Source organism: Priestia sp. ST2 (assembly GCF_055810735.1).
Map to the genome: position 1 here is coordinate 414,308 of NZ_JBVVNT010000004.1, position 20,457 is coordinate 434,764.

Below are 20,457 nucleotides of genomic sequence, written 5' to 3' on the forward strand. Positions count from 1 at the left end.
CCTCCTTGCTATACATTCTGTACCATGATTAGATAGAGTGCGTTTTAATTATTTCATAGATTTTGTATTTTTCATTTAGCCGTTTCATCTCATTTATTACCCCGTTCATTTCCGCTAACTTCATCAGCTGCAGCATAGCGTTTAAATGTTTCTTTTTATCAATAGCTGCGATAACAACAATAAAATGAACTTTTTGCTCTCCGCACAATAAGCCTTCTTTTAACTTAAGTAAGCTCATGCCTACTGCTTGAACACCATCCTCAGGGCTTGCATGAGGTATTGCAACATTAAGTCTTAGTACAATATGTGGAGATATAGACGGATATTGTTCCTGCATTTTATCAATATAAGCTTCAGTAATAATACCTTTATGTAAAAGCGGGGAAGCGGCTATTGAAATAGCTTCCTTCCAGCTTTCCACTTGATCGCGCAGCACAATTGTTTCGGGTGTAATTAAATCTGCTAAACTGTATTCTTGATTTTCACTTGTTTCGTTTAATACTTGGAGAGAAAAATAATCTTGCAGCGCTTTTTGAAGTTGAGGCTTTTGATCAACTTTTGCGTACTTTTCAATGACACTTATTAACTGTTCAATGTTTACAACGGATGTATTTAAACCGAATATGGTTTGAATGACTCTCTGCCGAAGCTGCAGCTTTTGAAAATCTGAAATAAATTGTTCCACAATAAATAAATGCTTAGAAGTCTGGACAGGAACAGGAGAAAATACCATATCAAATTCTGCTTTTGATTGCTCAAATTCTCGAATTGAAAGAGCTTCGTAGAAATAAAACTCTGGAAATAAATCGCGCAGCGTGTGCTCCATCAAATGTGAAATGGATACCCCGTTAGGACAAACAACAACCGCTCTCTTTTTCAGCTGTATCGTTTCGCCACTGTTAATTAAATGTCCACCAATAAAAACGGTAATGAACATTACTTCGCTTTCAGGAATAGGGCAGCCAATATAAGTTTCAAAAGGCTTTAATGAATCTTTTACAATATAGTGAATGGCTTCAAATTCTTCACTTACTTTTTTAATTATTGAATAGTTAGTAGTTAGCTGGTATTTAATACGGTAGTAAGCAGGTTTCATGTGCAGCACTAATTTTTGAAGCAGCTTTTCTTTTTCTTTAAAAGTAATACATGCTTTTTTCTCAAATAATGCAAGACTATCCTTCAGTGAAGATTTTAGTTCAAGAGTTTCTTCATCTCTTAAAAATTGAGAAGATAGAACATTAGATGTAAGCAGCTGTAGTGTAATAAATAACCGTTCTTCCTTGGGGATACAAGCAGCTTCTTCAATTAAAATTTCAGCAGCTTCAAACTCTTTTGTATCCGATAATTCTTCATAGTCAATATGATAAGGATCTTTAATTAAGTTTCCTTTTTTAATTCTTTTTAACAAAATAGCTATTGTATATGGAAGAAGTTTTATTTTTTGATCGATAAATTGAAGGGCTAAACGCTTTTCTACTTTTTCCATTTGCCCTTTTAACTTCTGAATTTCTTCCTTTGAAATTCCTGTATACATCTGAATATACGTCTCACCTTGATACATGTCATAGACGGTCCGCAGTACTTCAATAAGCAGCTTTCTTTTATTCCATTCACTTCCGACTATGTCGTATCCATACATTCGTGAATAAACAATTTCAAGATTATAATCATTTACAAGTTTTTGTGTGTATTTCATATCTCTTAATATCGTATTCTTACTCACTGATAGCGAGCTCGAGAAATGAAGTAAAGATAATTCTTCTTCGCTGCTTAATAGCATCAGCAAAACTAATTGAGCTCTTTCTTTTTCAGACGGAATATAGCTTCCAGCAGAGTGTTCGACTTTTTCAGCAAACAGCTCCATTAGAAGAGGATCAATAATAAAATTCCCCCCGTTCGTTCGCTGAATTTTTGGATAGTTGTTACTCTTTAACCAGTCATTAATTTTTGTAAAGCTGTAGCTAATCTGCCTCCGTGAAAGATGATATTTTCTCTCTAATTCCATATTAGAAATACCTGGATTACTAACTACTCTTTTTAAAATTAAATTGCTCCTTTCATCTAGATGCATCAATTGTCCCCCCTTGCTTAAATTTATTCTATCACTGATCCCTACTAAAATGTTTGCGCTTTCATTACCACTTCTGGTCGAGTTATTGTGCAACTTGATGGTTAACTCTTCCTTACCATTGTAGACATTTCGCTAGTGATCAGAAAGAAAAAGAAAAACTGTTTTTGACTACGATTTTTGCGTCACAGTGAATAAAAAAACCCGACTGTTCAGTCAGGTTTTTTGTAGTATCGATTTTTATTGATGCTCTCCTATTCCAAATACTTCTGCTATATGATTTTCTAATTTATGCTTGTAGTGATCAATGTTTGGATGTTTGACTACATCATGAATAGAGTAAGTTGGAAGTGGACTCATACCGACGTACTGATTCATTTTATGCAAATGCATAATGGCTTCGTCTAAACTTTTTCCTTCATAGAAAGCTTCGTCATTGTCGAAAATAGCTTCCGGCGCATTCCACGTGAGAGAAAACATGTATTTTTTCCCCGTTAATAAGCCGCCTCGCCCGTATTGATTGGAGCCTTTAAAGAAAATGTTATCCATATACACGCGATCAATATATTGCTTAAACTTTCCGGGAATGCTGAACCAGTAAATAGGCGTCTGCATAATCACAACATCAGCCCATAGCCACTTTTCAATTTCTTCTTCTACTTCGTAGCCTTTATCAACCACCGTTGTTTTAATGTCAAATTGATCAGCGAGTAAATGCTGCATTTCGTTAAAAATCGTTTGATTTAACTCTCCTTTTGATTTTTTATAATACTCGTGTCCATTAATGATTAATACGTTTTTCATGCTGACCTGCTCCTTTCCAAAATCCTTGTTTCTTTATCTTCATATATCTGTATACCCATAAAAACTACTTACCTATCAGTACTATCTCTTACTTTGAAGTAACATAGGCACCTAGAAGTCCCTTTTTAAACACCCTTATGATTTCCTAAACAAAGAAAAAAACAAGGTCTAATTTACTGATTTCTTAGAAGATGTTTAACTTGCATAAAGCAAATCGTTTTTAAAAATCAGTTCTTTTAACCCAATAAAAAAGGCTGGCGAATTAAATTCCGCCAGCCTTTTTTCCTTTTTTTTATTTCGGTTCGCCTACTTCATTTAATGGATAGTAGCGAAACTGCACTTTTCCGATAACTGATTTTTGTGGAATGAAGCCAAATGCTCGTCCATCATGACTTACAGGACGGTTGTCCCCCATTACAAACAGTGAATTTTTCGGTACCTTCACTTTGCCATCAGTTGCAGGCAGCGTTTGAAGCGTAAAATCTTCCGTGAATTTTTCATTAGGTGCAAGAGATTTTTTAGATTCTTTTAAATACGGCTCTTTATAAGCTTTACCGTTAATATATAGAACGTCGTTTTTCATTTCTACCGTATCTCCTGGCAATCCAATTACACGTTTAATATAATTTTCATCTGCATCCGGTGCATGAAATACAATCATATCAAAGCGATCAACATCACTGATTTTATTTAAAATAACGCGGTTTGAATCTTCAAACGTTGGATACATCGATTCCCCGTGAACTGTAGTTGGCGCAAATAAAAAATGGCGAACTCCCACTACAATAACCAATGCAATAACAATGGACTTAATCCATGAAAACACTTCTTTTTTTACGTTATTTTTGCTCATCTCAAAACATCCCTTACGTCAAAATATACTTTCATCATAGCATCAAATAGAGGGAAAGTATAATAATAACCGAATAATCTTATTTATTGATCACCGTTTGTCACTGTGCCTTGATGGAAAAACAAACGCCACTTTTCTTCTCTTTTTCGCCAAATAGAACTGCGAAGCGTCTTTTTTTCTGCCGTATGGTTCATAAGATGATAGGTAGTTAATACACAGTCAGGAGACAATACGTCTATATGAAAATGAGAGATTTCGAATACATCTGGCGAGAGTACATGATTGTTATTGTAATCTTTTCGTTTCCATACCGTGCCCGAACTGCCAAACTCCACGTAATCATCTGCAAGAATGTTTGAAAGCTCTTTAGCAGAGGTTCGTACTTCTGATTTTAAGTGCATGCATTCTAATTCATAAAATATTTGGGTAGCGTTCTCCATTTTTTATTCATCTCCTCTTACGCTTATTATAAAGAAATAACGCGTTATTTTCATACAAACAAACCATACTCATATCCCGTATAGATATAAGTATGGTTTGTTCAGCTGATTCTATAGCGTCTATTCTTACCTGCCATCCAATCGCTAATGATTTTCACCACAATTCCTATGATAAATACTGTGAGAAAAGAATAAAAAATTGTCCAGTTCAGCAATTCATATAAATGCAGCGCTCTAAATAGCGGAATACCTATAAAAGCAATAATGGCAGAATTAACGGCATGTGCGATGAAGAAAAATTTCCATTTGCTAAAAAATTGGTAGACGAGTGCGATACTTACCGGAATAATAGCAAAGTCAACCGTATTGAAGCGATCTGTAAACGGAAGCATCTGGTGAGGATAGCACCACAGGTTAAAAAATTTCCCGAATTCATCTACCAAACCGACTATGTCAAAGCTGATAAAAAAAAACGAGAAGCATAAAAAAGAGGCGCTGTCTATCAATAAAAAAGTAAAAAAGCAGCAAAAAAAGAGCGTTTATCACCACTATGAGCCACCATTGAAAACTAAAAAGATCTTGATGAACCCAATAAGAAAATTCCTTTTCATTTAAGACTTGTTGCATCATTTTGATCATTTCAAACATAGAAATCCCTCCTATCTTAGAAAGTCTGTCCATGAGAGTTTCACTTCATACTAAAATAAAGCATCTCACACAGTGCTTTTGCACCTCCTCTTTCTTCAAAAGCAGATTGTACCTATTTAGCGATTTCTATCTGTCTAGTAAAAATTTTTCGCAGGAGCTTTGCTTTTCATCTCAGAACCTATTGACTATTATTTTCATTTCATACAAAATTAACAATTGTGCATGGTTTACATGTTAATACGAGCAAAAAGATACTGTTTTGCAACATTAAAGGAGGAACAACATGAACATCGGTACGATTAAAAGAGAAGCTAAAGCTTCTTTAAAGAATCGCTGGGGACTTGCGATTTTACTGACGGTGGTGACGTACGGAGTATATACGCTTCTGCCTATTCCATTTGAAATTGTGGCAAGCGGCGGCTATGACAATTGGATGAAAGATGAATCTGATTCGGCGTCATGGATTTCAACTGCCTTTGCTATTGTCTTTTCGCCTCTTCTCATGGCGAACTACTGGGCATTTTTAGGTTTGGCGCGAGGTGAATCTGTCCGATTGGGACATTTGTTTAAAACATTCCAAGACTTCGGTCTTTATGTAAAGTCACTAGGAATTTATGTACTGATGACTCTTTATGTGATGCTGTGGTCACTGCTTTTACTGATTCCTGGAATTATCAAAGCACTGGCATATTCACAAACGTACTATATTTGTAAAGACAATCCTACTTACTCGATGAATCAAGCGATTACAGAAAGCCGCAGGTTGATGAATGGTTATAAAGGACAGTACTTCCTGCTGCTACTAAGCTTTCTTGGCTGGTTTTTATTAAGTATTATTACACTAGGAATCGGCTTTTTATGGTCTATTCCATACCTTTCTGCTTCACTTGCCCGTTTTTATGAAAATTTGTTAAATGAACGCTCATCGCATGCTGAATAATAAAAAAATCCTCTTCAACGTGAAGGGGATTTTTTTATAAGAACACTGTTTGCATAAGTGAAGCTCTGATGTCATAAAGCTTACTAAGAGTCTAGAAGAAAGGCAGGAGCTTATATGTATACTACAAATGAAATTTGTCAGCAGTTTGGCCAGATTTTAAACGCTAAAAGCAAAGTTAGTCCAACAGGATGCTCAGTGTCTCTTAAAAGAAGCTTTCAAGCTCATGTTCAAGGGCGGAAAAGCAGCTCTGTCGTTCCTGTTGGTGTATCATTTGAAGCGATAGACGCACAGGGAAACGCGTTAAACTTGGCTGAGATTGCTATTTTACAAGAAGAAATCCCCCGTTTTACAGAAGCTGCTGCACGGCAAGGTCTTATCGTAAGCGCTTTGCATAACCATTGGCTTTTTACAGAACCGGTCCTTATGTATCTTCATATTCAATCTGTCGAGCCTCCTTTACATTTTGCGAAAAAAATGGCTTTTTGTTTTACAACCCTCAAGAGTCTTCCCGTTCCGACAAATGAATAATTTATTAAACGCATCTCTCAGGTATATTAGAGAGGTGAAAGATGTTTTTTATACCTATAGATTACTAATATAGCTAAAGGAAACCTCCTTATCTTTTAAGTCATTAACAAAAGGGCGCTATGTATTTTTGAGAAGCTGCATAAAAACAAAACCCAGCACTTTCTTATAAGTGCTGGGCTTCTGCTTTATCTATTTTCGCGTATATCTTTTTCAATTTTCCGCAATGCTTTTTTGGATCCTCGCTGCAGATCATGCTGCTCTTTTCGATCTTTATAGCTAATAAATAACGAATCGAGGTCATAGCCTTCGGGATATAATTCAGCAGCTTTGATTTCAAGAGCTACTCGCTTAATGTTTACTTCAATTAACTCATTCTGATAGAGTACGACTATATTGTTTGTGTTGTCTTTAGACTTATACACAATCGCATGATTTTCATAATCTAACAGTTTGACTCGATCTCCCATTTGGTATTCAACACGGTCTTTTTTCTTTTCCTTCAAAATAGTTGGTTTTTTTATTTTATTTTCTCTGACGACTTCTGTATCATACGATTTGCTTTCCATATAGAACTTTGCTTTTTGTAAAATCTCTTCTTCTACCTTCATCTTCTTTGAAATCCAAAGCGCATTGCTTTCTCCAGATGTGCCAATTAACAGCTGATACAGCGGTTCTAATGTTTTACTGTTGAACTGCATCGCGGCATTCATAAAGTCAGGATGAATTTCTGAGAAACGCTTAATTTCTCCGTAATGCGTAGTCGCGACCGTTATGCAGCCCATATGATAAAACTTTTCTAAGATTGCAATCGCAAGTGCAGCTCCCTCATTCGGTTCGGTGCCGCTGCCAATTTCATCGAATAGGAGCAGCGTATTGTTCGTTGCTTTTTGCAAAATAGCCGATATATTTTTCATGTGTGAGGAAAAGGTGCTCAGCGCATTTTCAATACTTTGGTTGTCGCCGATATCGACAAAAATATGTTCAAACAATGCAATTTCTGTTCCTTCATCAGCTGTAATATGAAATCCTAACATTGTAGCGAGTGTCAGTAGCCCAATCGTTTTTAAGACAACGGTTTTTCCTCCTGCGTTAGGTCCCGTAATAATTAAGCTTCGATAATTCTCGCCAATTTCGAAGTGAAGCGGAACACTTTTACCAGTTAACAGCGGGTGATATGCCCCTTTTAAATGAATATATCCATAATCATTAATTTTAGGTTCGATTCCGTCTGCCTGTTTACTGTATTTTGCTTTGGCAAACACCATGTCGTATTGGCTAATTAGCTCTAAATTAATATGAATATCAGCTAGCTTCTCTAACACTAAACCTGTTAAAGACGCTAAAATTTGATATTCTTCTACCTCTTCTTCTGCTTTCAAAATCGCTAGTTCCGCATTCAGCTTTGTAATAGATGCCGGCTCTATGAACACTGTTGACCCTTTAGAAGATGTTTCAACAATCGTTCCTCCAACATGATTTTTATAGGATGCCTTGATCGGAATCGTATAGCGATCTCCTTTTTTACTGATGAAGAAGTCTTGAATATACTCTTTGTTTTTACCGTTTCGTAAAAATTTCGCAAGCTGTTCTGAAATCTTCGCTTCCGTTCCTTCTATATGTCTTCTGATACGCTTGAGCTCTTTGCTTGCCGCAGCGTCTACTTTTCCGGCTTTGATGGCAAAATTAATTTCCTCTTCTATACCTGTCAGTTCTTTCATCGAATGGGCATAGGAACTTAAGAGCGAAGCAAAAAATTCTTTATCCACCATATATTGTTTTACTTTTCTGCAGCCTTTTAAAAAATCGGATACGCGCATTAGCTCTTCGGGCTCTAAAATCATGCCTTTTTCAAGCTTTTCGATGACTCTTCCTATACCTGAGACACCTGATAGCGGAAGTGATTTCTCAGCATCTAGAAGTCTTCGTGCTTCCGTTGTTTCTTTAAGTCGGTTTTTTACTGTTTTAAGAGATGTGCTCGGCTGAAGTTTATCCATTAATTGTTTTCCCAGCTCACTTACGCAGTGAGATTTTACGATTTCTTTTAATTCCTGATACTGCAATTTTTCAAATGTCATCGTATTCATGGTTTTTCTCCTCACTATGATTTGTCATCACATATGAAGATACCTATTTATTAGAAGGCAATGAAAAAGATAAACAAAAAAAGCTGTGGTGATCCCACAGCTTTTTGCGTTCATAAGGTGTCTAAACACATATCACAAAAGAAAGCTCTGTAAAAACAGAGGCCTCTTTCGCGACAAATGCCGAACCCTTTATAAAGCATTGTAGGTATCTTCATAGGCAGTGAAATAAATCCATAAGCAAATAAAGGGTACCTTCATTCTCCAAAAAATACCCGTCTTGCTTATTTAATTTATTTCATTCAATTGTTCCTATTTAGATACTACTCCGCTCATAAAAGCACCTCATCTATATTTTAGTTTTCATTGGCTTCTAATTTACACTCTTATCATACTATATGAAAAAGCGTGCGTAAAGGAGACAGTAAAAAAGCTCAAGAGCATAACTTGAGCTTTCATGACAAAAGAAAAAAACGAAGCAGCGCCATCATTCCAACTCCGCTAATAACGGTGATGGATAAACTTTTTGTTTTCAGGGCAATCAGTAAGGTTGGAATAACTACGATAATGACGGGCCAGTTAATCTTTACGCTGTCATTTGCTTGAATGATAAAGTTTTCTACAACAAGTGCGGTTAAAATACAAATAGGAATATAGGATAGCCATTTTAATACGGGTTCTGGCAGCGCGATGTTACGTACAACTAAAAAAGGAACAATGCGAGGAACTACGGTAACAAGGGCACACCCTAAAATAACGATGAGTGTTGGGTAGTGGATGCTCATTTATCCGTCACCACCCCAATTGTCGCTACAATAATGGTTGAAATCAATACGGCCACATGTGAAGGTACGAAAAAAGACAGCACAATCATAATAATCGCCATATAAAGAATTAAACGCAAGTAATGATTAAGCTTTGAAGGTAACACGCTTTCAATTTGTAAAACAAGCAGAGCTAAAAACATAGCCGTTAAGGCAAAATCAAACCCAAAGGCTTCCGGGTTAGATAGCATATGGCCACAAATAGCTCCTGTCGTACAGGCGATAATCCAGCTGACGTAAGCCGTTATATTTAATCCGTTCATCCAGCGGTCATTAATTTGCTCACCTTTTGCAATTTTACTTGAAGACACCCCAAATGATTCGTCCGTTAGAAGGGCTCCAATTCCGACGTTTTTTAATAACGAATATTTTGTAAATTTAGGCGCGACCGTAGCGCTCAAAAGAAAGTGTCGTAAGTTTACAATAAATGTTGTGAGAATAATAGCTGAAATCGAGCTGTTTGCAACCATCAGTGCACAAATAATAAACTGTGCTGCCCCTGCATACACGAGCGCTGATAATAAAGCAACTTCCATAACGGAAAGATGCGAGGATACTCCAACGATCCCAGCCGCAAGCCCTATACTTATGTAACCGAGTAGCGTAGGGATACAATCCTTAGCCCCTTGTCTGAACGTTAAGTCCATTTTTTCTCTTTGCTGTACTGCTTTTTCTGCAATCACCGTACTCCCTCCTTTTCTGCTATATTATACATCTATACGTTATATTAAACAACGGTATGTTATACTATCTTTATAATAATTAAAGGAGTACAACAATGGACGCGATTCAAGATATTATTGCTAAAAATCTTGTTAAATTACGAAAAAATCGAAATTTGACGCTTGATCAAGTTTCCGAATTAACCGGTGTTAGTAAAGCAATGCTTGCACAAATTGAAAAGGGTAAATCCAGTCCCACGGTTACCACGCTTTGGAAAATCGCCAACGGCCTTCAAGTCTCTTTTTCTGTATTTATGAAAGAAGACACCCCGGATGTGCAGAAAGTAAGCATACAACAGCTAGATCCCGTCACGGACAACAAAGGTGATTACTTAGTATATTCTTTTTTTCCTTATCATCCGGAAAAAAAGTTTGAAATTTACATCGTCACATTAAAGCCTGGATGCGTGCACGAAGCGAAAACTCATTTAGGAGATGAATACTTACTTATTAAAGAAGGCGAATTAACGGTTCGTTTTGAAAATGAAGAACATGAATTAGTCTCGGGAGATGCTCTGCATTTTTCAGGAAATACCTCTCACAGCTATATCAATTCTTCTGAAGAAGAAGCAAGCTTTTTTTTGCTTATGCACTACCCCGAATCATAAAAAAAGAGCGTACGGATCATCCGTACGCTCTTTTTTTAAGCTGCGTGGGCTTGTTCTTTTTTCATTTTTTTGTTTTTCATGTACCCAATGCCTACAACTGCAATAGTTAAGATAACTTGAACAGCGAGATGTAAAGCTGTGTTTGGAACAAATCCGCCGATAATTTTATCTTCAACAATCATTTTTCCAGCAGACCATGCAAGCATCGCCGCTCCAGCGTAAATGATAATCGGAAATTTTTCCATTGCTTTCATAATAAAGCTGCTTCCCCAAATAATAATCGGAATTGAAATTAATACACCAATCATAATCGGGACAAATTCGTGAGCTACACCTGCTAGAGCTAATACGTTATCTAATGACATGACCGCATCTGCGATAATGATCGTTTTAACCGCGCTCCATACCGTTGCTCCACCTTGAGGATTGTCGCCGTGATCGTGATTGTCCGCTAATAATTTATATGCAATCCACACTAGCATCAAACCGCCGACCGCTCCGATTAATGGTATTTTCAATAAAGGGACAATAATAGCCGCAAATAATAATCGAAGACCAATCGCGCCGCCTGTTCCAATTAAAATCGCTCTTTTTTGTAAATCTTTTGGTACGTTACGAGCCGCCATTGCAATAACAATTGCGTTATCCCCGCTTAAAATTAAATCAAGAAAAATAATTTGCAGCAAACCTTGCACTGATACCCCAATTAGTTCCTCCATAGTTACCTCCACCTTCTCTTTTTATGTAACGTTTCTCCTCTAAATGTCCGAGCCTTTTCCTCCTTTTTTATAATTGAATACAAAAAAGACCCTTACCAAATAAGCGGTAAAGGTCTTGCTAACAACATAATGTCGCCAACAAAGCCGAGAGATAATCTCTGTAATGACGACTTTGCTGTTAAAGCTACTCCCCTTTAGGAGATACGTTCAATTATTTGTTTGTATTTACACCACTTATACTATAGCATCTCCTACATTCTGTCAATCGTTTTTTTATTGACTTTCAATTTAGTAAAATTACTGTCGCTTTTCTAGAAAGGATGTCGAAAAATGAATATAAAAACCTGTAGTTGTATTTGCTTTCTTATAGTATGATAGATTCAGTTCTATAGTCTTATATTTTAAAGGAGGAAAATAAAAATATGAATAAAAAAGGTATAATATCCCTAGTTTCTGCTGGTTTATTAGCATCAACACTATCCGTTCAGTCTGTTCAAGCAGATACCAATAAAAGTGAAAGTGTTTCAAAAAAACTAATAGACCAGCATATGGACAAGCCTCTTCAAAAAAAGAATCTAAATCAACGTGTACTTAATGATTTAAAAAGCGATGCAACTCATTCCTTAGAAAAAGCTCCTTCTCTTTCTTCATCTCAGAATTCAAAACAAATGAACAGCTCCTCTGCAAACGATGATCCACTGTTTGAAAAAGAGCCAAATAATGATTTTAACAAAGCTAATAGTTTGCCAAATGAAAAAACAATCATCGGACAAATGCTTCCTATGTATGACGTTGATTTTTATAAAGTGAATGTCCCTGCTAAAGGCGCACTGCTTGTAGCTGGGACGACCAATTCTCCAGCAATTGACCTTGCCTTTACAGCAGCTGAAAAAGACTTTAAAGATAACAAGAATTTAATCTACCAAGGCTCAGACTATAGCGATGGAGTCGAAGTTCAAGTCTATCAGGTAAATAAATCAGGAACATATTACATAGGCGCCACTGATTATGAGTTTGATGATGATTACGACGATAATACCGTGGATGATCTATATGCTCTGAGCACAGCATTCGTAGACAACGTCGCTCCAGATAAACCAGCCGTAAACAAAGTCGGTAATAATGATAAAGTGGTTACGGGAAAAGCGGAGGCTTCTTCTACTGTAACAGTTAAGGCTGGCAGCAAAACGCTCGGATCTGCCAAAACGTCTTCTAAAGGCACATTTTCTGTTAATATAAGTGTTCAAAAAGCCGGAACAACTCTTACCGTAACGGCTAAAGACAGCGCCGGAAACGTAAGTCCAAGCGTTTCCACGAAAGTAGCCGATGTCGTAGCGCCTAATAAGCCAACTGTCAATAAAGTCGATGATAATGATAAAGTGGTTACGGGAAAAGCGGAGGCTTCTTCTACTGTAACAGTCAAAGCGGGCAGTAAATCGCTTGGATCTGCCAAGGCTTCTTCTAAAGGAACGTACTCTGTAAAAATACCAGCGCAGAAAGCAGGCACTACTCTTACCGTGACGGCCAAAGATGTTGCGGGGAATGTTAGCAGCGGAGCGACAACAAAAGTCGTGAAGCATTAATCAAAGAAGGAGGTGACTATGGTCACCTCCTTCTTTGATATAGTTAAAAAATCGTTTTTTTATACAAAGCGGTTGTCAACGCTTTCTCTTTCAATCAATTCATAGTTAGAAAGTGTAAGCTTTTCAACTTCTTCTCCGTTGACTAGCTTAATAATTCGCTGTGCCCCCATTTGTCCCGCTTCTTTATAGTAATATTTTACGGTTGTTAAGCTAGGATGAATCACACCCGTAATTTCGTAGCCTCCAAAGCCGGTAATGGATACATCTTCCGGAACGCGAAGTCCGTTTAAATAAGCTGCCTTTAACGTGCCAAGTGCAATGTTATCGGTCGCACATACAATGATGGACGGATTAAATTCTTTCATCACAGCCGTAGCGGCCCCGATTGCATCGCTCATGTTAAAGCTTGTTTGATAACAGCGGATCTCGCAATCTCTGTCTTTAAGACCTTCCTTTACACCTTCTTTTCGCTTTACACCTACAGCTATGTCTTTTTCGGTTACGCCTAAAAAAGCAATTTTTTTATGCCCCTTTTCTCCTATGTACCTTCCAATGTCGCATGCCGCCTCGTAGTCTTGGTGAATTAAACTGTGGACTTCTTCATGCTGCTGTCCAATTAGCAAAACGGGAATTGAAATTGTGCGGAAAGCTTCCAAATGAGCTTTTGTGATTTGAACGGCAAGAAGAATAATACCTGCTACCTTCTGCTTAGCCAGCGTATAGATATTTTCGATTTCTCTTTCTAAATCTTGATTAGAATTGGAAATAATCATTTGATAGTGGTGGTCTCTAAGTTCTTGGTCAATACCATCTAATGTGCGGGAAGTCGCAAAAGAACCCATGCGCGGAACAATTACACCAATGATGTTTGTTTTTTTTGCTTTTAAGCTTTGGGCAAACGCATTTGGGCTATAGTTTGTTTCTTTAATAATCTCTTCGATTTTTCGTTTCGTCGCATCGCTCACAGACCCTCCGTTAAGGTAGCGGGATACAGTGCTTTTTGCTACTCCTGCAAGCCGAGCGATATCTGCAATAGTTGTCATTCTCTCATCTCCGTATTTTGTTGCTGCTTCTTTCACAGTATACACGAATATCCCGCGTATATTAAGTAACTGCTTTACTTTTTGCTTCATAAGCGGTATGATAATCTAAAAGTGGATAATCATTATCCACGTTGTACACATAAAGCAGGAGATGATGTTTTTGCATATGAAAACAGGCGTTGAGCAATCGGTGTATGCCATTTTGCTGCTTACGTTTTTACCTGAAAAAGCTGTGTTGCCAGGAGATGTCATCAGCACTCAGCTCGGGGGCTCGCCTACGTATTTTCAAAAGCTTCTTCGCAAACTGGTTAGCGCTGATTTACTTGCTTCCGTTCCTGGTAGCAAAGGTGGATTTCGCTTAAAGAAAACGCCGGAAGAAATTCGTATTTATGACGTATACGTAGCCATTGAAGGTAAACAGTCTCTTTACTCATCAAGCGGTATTTTTCACGACATGCTTAACTTAAAAGACAAAGACATTTGCTTATTATCCGATTTAATGGAAGAAGCCGAATCTTCGTGGCAGTCTATCTTAAAACGGCAAACCATTGCTACGCTCACAAATGAAATTAACAAAAAATGTCCGAAAGAAAACCTGGACATGCTAAAAGCAACAGTAGAAGAAAAAATGGTGCTGTAGCACCCAAAGGAGATCATCATGGAAAACTTAAATAGATATTTTGATTTATTCGATCAATCACGTACAAGCGAACAAGCATTTGAAGAATTAGTGGGGCTTTTTTCAGACGATATCGTATTTGTCTTAAACGGCCACGAAAAGCAAGGCATTGAAAACTGGAAGCTGTTTGTGAAAATGGTGTTTAAAGAAAATGCTGATATTAAGCATATGTTCGAAGGCTGGAAAGCAGTTGAAGGTACAGATAAGTTTGAAACGCCTTGGGCAGTATGCGGAAAACGTGCATCTGGCAGCGTCTTTACTCAAACAGGAAAAGATATTGCTAAGCTAGATGAAAACGGGAAAATCAGCTATTTAGAAAACGTACCTGACGATACGAACATGTTTGATACGTATAAAAACTAATACAAAAAAGAAGGGCTCTTCTAGCCCTTCTTTTTTTACGGAGCAAATCCCTCTTGAGACAGATAAATCATGGAAGAAGGATAAAATTTTTCAAAATAACGAATGGCTTTGACATGAATGTCTTTGTCATACCAGTCTAGAAAACCGTACTTCTCAAATAATTCCGGCATCCCTAGCCTTTTAGACGTTTTACCTAAGGAACCGTCTCCTAAGTACAAGGTATCAATGCAAATTCGGTCCATCATTCCTTCTATTTTTTCAGGAAATTCAGGTGTGAAAGGAAGCATTGGAGCAATGGTTACTTGCGTTGAAATTCCGCTTTCTTTTACTTTTTTTAACGCGTTCATACGAAGTTTCATCCCCGGAGCATAAGGAGAAAAAATTTGTTTTACATCTTCTCGGTCCGTTTCAACAGTCATCGATACGCGAAGATCACATACTTTTTGAAGCTGTAAAAGCAAATCAATATCCCTCGTCACAAGTGGCGACCTTGTTTGAATCAATAAAAAATCAGGGGGATGATTGATCATCGTTTCTAAAAGGGCACGTGTGATGCCTGCTTTGCGCTCAGCAGGCTGATAGGGATCTGTCGCTGAAGACATAAATATGCGCACCGGCTGCTCTTTTTTTCGCAGTTTTTGTATTTCTTTTTGATAGACTTCAGCTGCGTTGACTTTAAGCTCTAGCCATGTCCCCCACTCCATCTCTTTAAAACGCTGAATTGGCAGCTCTCGCACGTAGCAAAATTTGCAGGAAAATGCACATCCGGCATACGGATTTAAACTATGAGTATAACCAGATGCTAAAAAGCCGGTCGCTTTTGTTAAAATACTTCTCGAAACCACGTCTCTTTTGTTCATCTTTCTCACCTCGTTGTCCAATAAGTATATCAAGTTCGCAAATGAAAAAACTACTTTCCACATGGAAAGTAGCCCTTTATGTTTTCAATTCATCAACTTTGATTTTCTTTCTTTTCACTTGTCGTTTCAAGTAAAGAGGTTAAATATGAATTTAACTCAAATTGGTCCTTTTCAATAAAATCAGATAATACCGGCTGCTCTTCTTTTCTCATCTTTCTCCACTCCCTTTGTTTTTTATGTATGTGTTTTCATTCATCAATGGATAAAAGTAATGTACTTAACTCTACCCGTATTAAAACAAAAATAATCATGGTATTTTATACTATTTTTTAATTTATGCACGTTTTATTTGTATATTTTTTACAATATCACACACATTAATAGCAAGATTAGCAAACGTATATATTTTACTATGCACATGAGAGGAATTTCATCATGACGATTAACAAATCAAACGATTGTTCTAGTCTAGCTGAAGTAGTTGACCGCATCTTAGATAAAGGCGTGGTAATTGACGTATTCGCTCGTATTTCCGTTATTGGTATTGAATTAATTACCATCGAAGCTCGAATCGTTATTGCCAGTGTGGACACATGGCTGAGGTATGCCGAGGCAGTTCGGCTGCTTCATAATGAAAGAGAAGATTTTCTTTCTTCGAATAACGGCGGAAAAAAACTTGAACAGCTAAACCTTTTACAAGATTTAGATTTATAAACTCATAAAGGTGGGTTAGAGAAGTGAAAGTAGCCGAAATTATGGAATCCGTGACTGATTTTTTTAAAGAACACGTTGCTCCTCCTCACCGAATTATTTCGTATGAATCGATTCAAAATGGAGGATGGAAAATAACACTTGAAGCATTTGAAGAACAGGAGTATATGAGGCGCTATGCAAAAGATGAACTGCTTGGTATCTATGAAGTGCTGGTCAATAAGCAGCATAACATTACGTCTTTTTCACGCACCAGCCTGCGCTATCGAAGCTCTCCAGCAGAGAAGTAAGCTGATTATTTTAATGGAAAGGAATGAAACAGAAATCAATGAGTGAAGAAACGGGCATTTATATTTTTTGCAGTATTCCCGCCACCGAGGCGCATACGTTTGGCAGCGTCACGATTGATCAGCAAGAAAGAGCTACTTTTACCATTCATTACCGAGATGCAGCTATAGTGGCTGCTGCCTTTCCTCTTAAAATTTATCATCCTACAAAAGAGAACGTCACAGCGCACCAGCAGGTGATTTCCAAAGTAATGAATGAGCATGATTCGGTCATTCCAATCAGCTTTGGCAACGTGTTTCATAGTCAACAAGATGTTGAAATGCTGTTAGAAAACTTATATCCACAGTTCGCCTCTCTTTTCCCACAGTTAAAAGGAAAAATAGAAGTCGGACTAAAAGTAATTGGGAAACCGGACTGGCTGAAACAAAAAGTGAATCAAGATTCTTCTTTGCAGCAAGTACGAAACCCGCGTTCTGCCAGTGCTGATTTTTATAAACAAATTGCGCACGGAGAAACAGCTCAGAAATTCTTTTTAAAGCTTCAGCACGACTGTAAAAAAGAGCTGTATCAACATTTAGAACCGATAGCTGAAGCGTCGAGACTCAATCCTCCTATTGTCGAAACAATGCTTTTGAACGCTTCTTTTTTAATTGACCGAGAAAAAGAAGCAGCGTTTGATGAACGTGTAAATGACCTGTATGAAAAATGGAAGCACAAAGCCGATTTTAAATATTCCGGACCGTGGGCTGCTTATAACTTTATTAATATTCAACTAAAGGTAGAAGAGAATGTATGATTCATAAACTGCTGCTGTCTCCTGTTACGCTCATTGTAAAAGTCGGACAGAAAATCAAGGAAGAAGCGGATAAAGAACTTTACGATGTCTCTTTTATTCAGCAAAAAATCGTTCATCTTCAAATGATGTATGAGCTTGGAGAAATACCAGAAGATGCATATATGGAAAAAGAAAAAGAACTGCTGCTGAGGTATGAAGCAGCAAAAGAATATGAATTAAAAAGATGGGAATCAATGACGAAGAAACAAAAGTGAGGTTAAAAGATGGAAAAGCTCATTTATTTATATGGTCTAGTTCCAACCGAAGAAGCTAATGAAATGCCCTTTCCTTCACTTGAAGGTATGGATCAGAACAACCCTATCTATGCTCTTTGCTTTGATGACATTACCGCATTTGTATGCGACTTGCCAAGCGATGAGTATTCGGAAGAAATGCTGAAAGAAAAGATCGAGCACGATATGAAATGGCTGCAGGACAAAGCCATGCATCACCATGAGATTCTTCTTTTCTTACAAAGTCACTACACGCTTCTTCCCATGAAATTTTGTACGGTCTACAAAAGCAAGGATAGCTGTCAAAAAAGTATTGCTGATAACAAAGAAAAAACGCTCTCTTCTCTTCAGCTTTTAAAAAGATCTGAAGAATGGAATATAAAAGTGTATGCCCATACGAATTCTTTAAAGAACTATCTGCTAACGAACAATGAAACGATCCAAAAGAAAAAAGAAGAAATAAATACGCTGCCTCCAGGCAGGCAGTTTTTTGAACGTAAAAAGATAGAAAGGCTGATCGAAGAAGAGACAGAAAAAGAACAGCTTTCACTTTGTGATCACTTGCACAGTGAGATAAGCCCCTACGCCGCTTACCACACAATCAAAAATAACTGGAGTCAAAAAATAACCGGCGAGAGCTACAGCATGTGCTGGAACAGCATCTACCTTCTTTCAAAGAACAATGTAGAATCATTTTTAAAAGCCATTAGCGACAAGCAAACGTTTTATAGTGAAATGGGACTGAACATCGAAGTAACGGGACCATGGCCTGCTTATCATATCGACACTCTGCGCTCGGAGAAAGATGCGGGATGACATCGCTGCGAAAACAAACGCTGGAGCAAAAGGACATCGCCCTCATTGATATATTAGATGTGATCCTCGATAAAGGAATTGCCATTAAAGGTGATTTATTGATTTCAATTGCCGGAATTGATTTAGTCTATCTTGATTTGCGGGTATTGATTTCTTCTGTAGAAACGCTGATAGGCTCTCATGATCGTCAAATCATTTCTTCTCAGCAGCTTGAACAGGAAACGGAGGCGTTGAGAAATGGAAAATAACCTCAAACGAAACGGCCGCATTGAGCTGAGTGCGGAAAATGCTGAACAAGGCCTAGCGCAGCTTGTTTTAACCGTCATTGAATTACTGCGGCAGCTCATTGAAAAACATGCGATTCGCCGAGTCGACAGCGGAAACCTGACGGACGCTCAAATCGAAGACCTGGGCGTGGCGTTGATGAAGTTAGAGAACAAAATGGAGGAGCTAAAATCAGTGTTTAACTTTACAAATGAAGATTTAAATATTGATCTAGGTCCCCTAGGAAAAGTGCTATAACAAGGAGTGAAAAAATGGCGGCGGAACATAACGGGCATCTGGGCACCATTGTAGAAGTATTGGAAAAAGTATTAGATAAAGGTCTTGTTATTGCTGGAGATATTAAAGTGCAAATTGCTGATGTTGAACTCTTAACAATCAAAATCCGGCTGCTTGTCGCTTCTATTGATAAAGCAAGAGAAATTGGCATGGACTGGTGGGAAACAGACCCTTACCTATGTTCAAAAGCAAATCAGTCTTATCAAAAACTCCAGGCGGAAAATGACAGTTTAACGCAGCAAGTGGCATCTTTAACGCAGCGAATTCAAGATGATTTGCTTTCGCTTGATTAACAGCTCACTTTATATAAGGAGGAATAACAAACATGAACCCTGAACAAAAATCTACGCTGTCTCCTATTTCACAAGAGCAGCAAAGCCCCGATACTCAGCTAACGGAAAAAGAAGAGCGTATACCCGAGTATACGCATACTTCGCTTAATCCAGATTCATAGAACCAAAAGAGAAATGCTTCGGCATTTCTCTTTTTAATGTTTCTATACTTTTCTTCATTAATCATGACATTGAAACAAATGGAGGTAAATACAATGAACATAGCGAATGAGTACCATTATCTATCAATTACAAAGGAGAACGAGCATGAAGAAAAGAGCATTTGGAGTAGTCTATACTCTTTTAACGCTGTTCATTTTAGGTGCCTGCAGTACCGCAGACGTTGTGACAAATAATTCAGATCCAAAAGTTTCTGTTTCTACTACAGTTAAACCGCTGACGAAAAAAGAATTTAGTGAAGTTGGAACATCAGGGTTAACAAGCCCTTCAAAAAAAGATTTTCACAAAGTACATATGACCCTTACCTTACGCGGCACGGATTACCTGTCGAATATTCAAGTTAAGCTACCTAACTATAAAGAAGCTTTTAATAACATCAAAGACGATCAGCAAATAAGATATTGGTTTGGCAACGGTGCAGATGAAGAGCAAGAAAATAAAAACATCTATACAAGAGAATTTGTCCTTTATACGAAAGGCTTAAACGATAAGCAAATTAAAGAAATTTTATCAGCAGCTAAGGTAAAGACGTCCTGGGTGGTAAAGGATACAAAAGCGAAGGATCAATCCGAATTTGCTGCTGGTAAAAACATAAAATTTGAAGCAAAATGAGAAATGCATCAATTAGCAAAAGCCCCCTTTATTAAAAGAGGGCTTTCTCTTATTATATGAAGAACGACTACCTTGTCACCTGCAGCTAAAGGTTTGGATTTGAGGCCAGACTTTCAGAATGCAGCA

27 protein-coding genes are annotated in these 20,457 nt (G+C 37.6%); 16 read left to right on the top strand and 11 right to left on the bottom strand.

Going from position 1 to position 20,457, the window contains the following annotated elements:
• Positions 1-28 precede the first annotated feature (28 nt).
• The 5 genes from AC0KUU_RS19415 to AC0KUU_RS19435 form a co-directional block, all read right to left on the bottom strand.
• Entirely contained in the window at positions 29-2,071 is a 2,043-nt protein-coding gene (locus AC0KUU_RS19415; RefSeq protein WP_097822775.1) for a BglG family transcription antiterminator, read from the bottom strand.
• Positions 2,072-2,308: 237 nt separating this feature from the next.
• Positions 2,309-2,872, bottom strand: coding sequence for an NAD(P)H-dependent oxidoreductase (locus tag AC0KUU_RS19420; protein WP_322552249.1), 564 nt, complete (start codon positions 2,870-2,872; stop codon positions 2,309-2,311).
• A gap of 292 nt (positions 2,873-3,164) precedes the next feature.
• Positions 3,165-3,725, bottom strand: a complete 561-nt coding sequence (gene lepB / locus AC0KUU_RS19425; protein WP_025751067.1) for a signal peptidase I — start codon at positions 3,723-3,725, stop codon at positions 3,165-3,167.
• Positions 3,726-3,808: 83 nt separating this feature from the next.
• The gene (locus AC0KUU_RS19430; RefSeq protein WP_097822777.1) at positions 3,809-4,165 is read right to left on the bottom strand and encodes a nuclear transport factor 2 family protein; all 357 of its coding nucleotides are present in this window, start codon (positions 4,163-4,165) and stop codon (positions 3,809-3,811) included.
• Positions 4,166-4,266: 101 nt separating this feature from the next.
• Positions 4,267-4,671 carry a CBO0543 family protein gene (locus AC0KUU_RS19435; RefSeq protein ID WP_322552250.1) on the bottom strand — a complete coding sequence of 135 codons (405 nt, stop codon included), beginning with the start codon at positions 4,669-4,671 and terminating at the stop codon, positions 4,267-4,269.
• A gap of 425 nt (positions 4,672-5,096) precedes the next feature.
• Here AC0KUU_RS19435 and AC0KUU_RS19440 point away from each other — a divergent pair, with 425 nt between their 5' ends.
• Both AC0KUU_RS19440 and AC0KUU_RS19445 read left to right on the top strand, forming a co-directional pair.
• Positions 5,097-5,753, top strand: coding sequence for a DUF975 family protein (locus tag AC0KUU_RS19440; protein ID WP_043981401.1), 657 nt, complete (start codon positions 5,097-5,099; stop codon positions 5,751-5,753).
• 114 nt (positions 5,754-5,867) lie between these two features.
• On the top strand, positions 5,868-6,281 hold the full coding sequence (locus AC0KUU_RS19445; RefSeq protein ID WP_029715116.1) for a DUF1259 domain-containing protein: 414 nt from the start codon (positions 5,868-5,870) through the stop codon (positions 6,279-6,281).
• A 185-nt stretch (positions 6,282-6,466) separates the two neighbouring features.
• On the opposite strand, the gene AC0KUU_RS19450 is transcribed toward AC0KUU_RS19445, so the two are convergent.
• The 3 genes from AC0KUU_RS19450 to AC0KUU_RS19460 all read right to left on the bottom strand — a co-directional run bounded on the left by AC0KUU_RS19450 (position 6,467) and on the right by AC0KUU_RS19460 (position 9,869).
• Positions 6,467-8,365, bottom strand: a complete 1,899-nt coding sequence (locus AC0KUU_RS19450; protein WP_322552251.1) for an endonuclease MutS2 — start codon at positions 8,363-8,365, stop codon at positions 6,467-6,469.
• 452 nt (positions 8,366-8,817) lie between these two features.
• A complete protein-coding gene (locus tag AC0KUU_RS19455; protein ID WP_016764847.1) occupies positions 8,818-9,147 on the bottom strand; it encodes an AzlD domain-containing protein in 330 nt (109 codons plus the stop codon).
• Positions 9,144-9,869, bottom strand: a complete 726-nt coding sequence (locus tag AC0KUU_RS19460; RefSeq protein WP_237074391.1) for an AzlC family ABC transporter permease — start codon at positions 9,867-9,869, stop codon at positions 9,144-9,146. Before AC0KUU_RS19460 ends, AC0KUU_RS19455 begins: the two co-directional genes overlap by 4 nt.
• Before the next feature lie 95 nt (positions 9,870-9,964).
• Between AC0KUU_RS19460 and AC0KUU_RS19465 the strand changes: the two genes are divergently transcribed.
• Positions 9,965-10,516: a helix-turn-helix domain-containing protein gene (locus AC0KUU_RS19465; RefSeq protein WP_165574936.1), complete on the top strand. Its 552-nt coding sequence runs from the start codon at positions 9,965-9,967 to the stop codon at positions 10,514-10,516.
• Between the two features lie 35 nt (positions 10,517-10,551).
• Here AC0KUU_RS19465 and AC0KUU_RS19470 read toward each other — a convergent pair whose 3' ends face one another.
• Positions 10,552-11,235, bottom strand: a complete 684-nt coding sequence (locus tag AC0KUU_RS19470) for a TerC family protein (RefSeq protein WP_043981397.1) — start codon at positions 11,233-11,235, stop codon at positions 10,552-10,554.
• Between the two features lie 422 nt (positions 11,236-11,657).
• Between AC0KUU_RS19470 and AC0KUU_RS19475 the strand changes: the two genes are divergently transcribed.
• The gene (locus AC0KUU_RS19475) at positions 11,658-12,818 is read left to right on the top strand and encodes an Ig-like domain-containing protein (protein WP_098965201.1); all 1,161 of its coding nucleotides are present in this window, start codon (positions 11,658-11,660) and stop codon (positions 12,816-12,818) included.
• A 59-nt stretch (positions 12,819-12,877) separates the two neighbouring features.
• On the opposite strand, the gene AC0KUU_RS19480 is transcribed toward AC0KUU_RS19475, so the two are convergent.
• Positions 12,878-13,861, bottom strand: coding sequence for a LacI family DNA-binding transcriptional regulator (locus AC0KUU_RS19480; RefSeq protein ID WP_195696497.1), 984 nt, complete (start codon positions 13,859-13,861; stop codon positions 12,878-12,880).
• 160 nt (positions 13,862-14,021) lie between these two features.
• Here AC0KUU_RS19480 and AC0KUU_RS19485 point away from each other — a divergent pair, with 160 nt between their 5' ends.
• Positions 14,022-14,501 (top strand): RrF2 family transcriptional regulator, encoded by a 480-nt coding sequence (locus AC0KUU_RS19485; protein WP_043981394.1) that lies wholly within the window; start codon positions 14,022-14,024, stop codon positions 14,499-14,501.
• Between the two features lie 18 nt (positions 14,502-14,519).
• Positions 14,520-14,903, top strand: coding sequence for a nuclear transport factor 2 family protein (locus AC0KUU_RS19490; RefSeq protein WP_043981393.1), 384 nt, complete (start codon positions 14,520-14,522; stop codon positions 14,901-14,903).
• Positions 14,904-14,938: 35 nt separating this feature from the next.
• Here AC0KUU_RS19490 and AC0KUU_RS19495 read toward each other — a convergent pair whose 3' ends face one another.
• The gene (locus tag AC0KUU_RS19495; RefSeq protein WP_043981392.1) at positions 14,939-15,763 is read right to left on the bottom strand and encodes an SPL family radical SAM protein; all 825 of its coding nucleotides are present in this window, start codon (positions 15,761-15,763) and stop codon (positions 14,939-14,941) included.
• Between the two features lie 435 nt (positions 15,764-16,198).
• Between AC0KUU_RS19495 and gvpA the strand changes: the two genes are divergently transcribed.
• The 10 genes from gvpA to AC0KUU_RS19545 all read left to right on the top strand — a co-directional run bounded on the left by gvpA (position 16,199) and on the right by AC0KUU_RS19545 (position 20,331).
• The gene (gene gvpA, locus AC0KUU_RS19500) at positions 16,199-16,477 is read left to right on the top strand and encodes a gas vesicle structural protein GvpA (RefSeq protein ID WP_013057921.1); all 279 of its coding nucleotides are present in this window, start codon (positions 16,199-16,201) and stop codon (positions 16,475-16,477) included.
• Positions 16,478-16,500: 23 nt separating this feature from the next.
• The gene (locus AC0KUU_RS19505; RefSeq protein ID WP_013057922.1) at positions 16,501-16,764 is read left to right on the top strand and encodes a gas vesicle protein GvpO; all 264 of its coding nucleotides are present in this window, start codon (positions 16,501-16,503) and stop codon (positions 16,762-16,764) included.
• 23 nt (positions 16,765-16,787) lie between these two features.
• Entirely contained in the window at positions 16,788-17,558 is a 771-nt protein-coding gene (locus AC0KUU_RS19510; protein WP_097822786.1) for a GvpL/GvpF family gas vesicle protein, read from the top strand.
• Positions 17,555-17,812, top strand: coding sequence for a gas vesicle protein GvpG (locus AC0KUU_RS19515; RefSeq protein WP_014459264.1), 258 nt, complete (start codon positions 17,555-17,557; stop codon positions 17,810-17,812). Before AC0KUU_RS19510 ends, AC0KUU_RS19515 begins: the two co-directional genes overlap by 4 nt.
• Positions 17,813-17,821: 9 nt before the next feature.
• Positions 17,822-18,646 carry a GvpL/GvpF family gas vesicle protein gene (locus tag AC0KUU_RS19520; protein WP_230183386.1) on the top strand — a complete coding sequence of 275 codons (825 nt, stop codon included), beginning with the start codon at positions 17,822-17,824 and terminating at the stop codon, positions 18,644-18,646.
• Complete coding sequence (locus tag AC0KUU_RS19525; RefSeq protein ID WP_013057926.1) at positions 18,643-18,894, top strand: gas vesicle protein; 252 nt, start codon at positions 18,643-18,645, stop codon at positions 18,892-18,894. The genes AC0KUU_RS19520 and AC0KUU_RS19525 overlap by 4 nt, the downstream gene beginning before the upstream one ends.
• Positions 18,884-19,168 (top strand): gas vesicle protein K, encoded by a 285-nt coding sequence (locus AC0KUU_RS19530; protein ID WP_013057927.1) that lies wholly within the window; start codon positions 18,884-18,886, stop codon positions 19,166-19,168. Before AC0KUU_RS19525 ends, AC0KUU_RS19530 begins: the two co-directional genes overlap by 11 nt.
• A 14-nt stretch (positions 19,169-19,182) precedes the next feature.
• Complete coding sequence (locus AC0KUU_RS19535) at positions 19,183-19,500, top strand: gas vesicle protein (RefSeq protein ID WP_016764858.1); 318 nt, start codon at positions 19,183-19,185, stop codon at positions 19,498-19,500.
• A 32-nt stretch (positions 19,501-19,532) separates the two neighbouring features.
• Positions 19,533-19,661 carry a hypothetical protein gene (locus tag AC0KUU_RS19540; protein ID WP_272767170.1) on the top strand — a complete coding sequence of 43 codons (129 nt, stop codon included), beginning with the start codon at positions 19,533-19,535 and terminating at the stop codon, positions 19,659-19,661.
• A 145-nt stretch (positions 19,662-19,806) separates the two neighbouring features.
• Positions 19,807-20,331, top strand: a complete 525-nt coding sequence (locus AC0KUU_RS19545; protein ID WP_043981389.1) for a hypothetical protein — start codon at positions 19,807-19,809, stop codon at positions 20,329-20,331.
• Positions 20,332-20,457 lie beyond the last annotated feature (126 nt).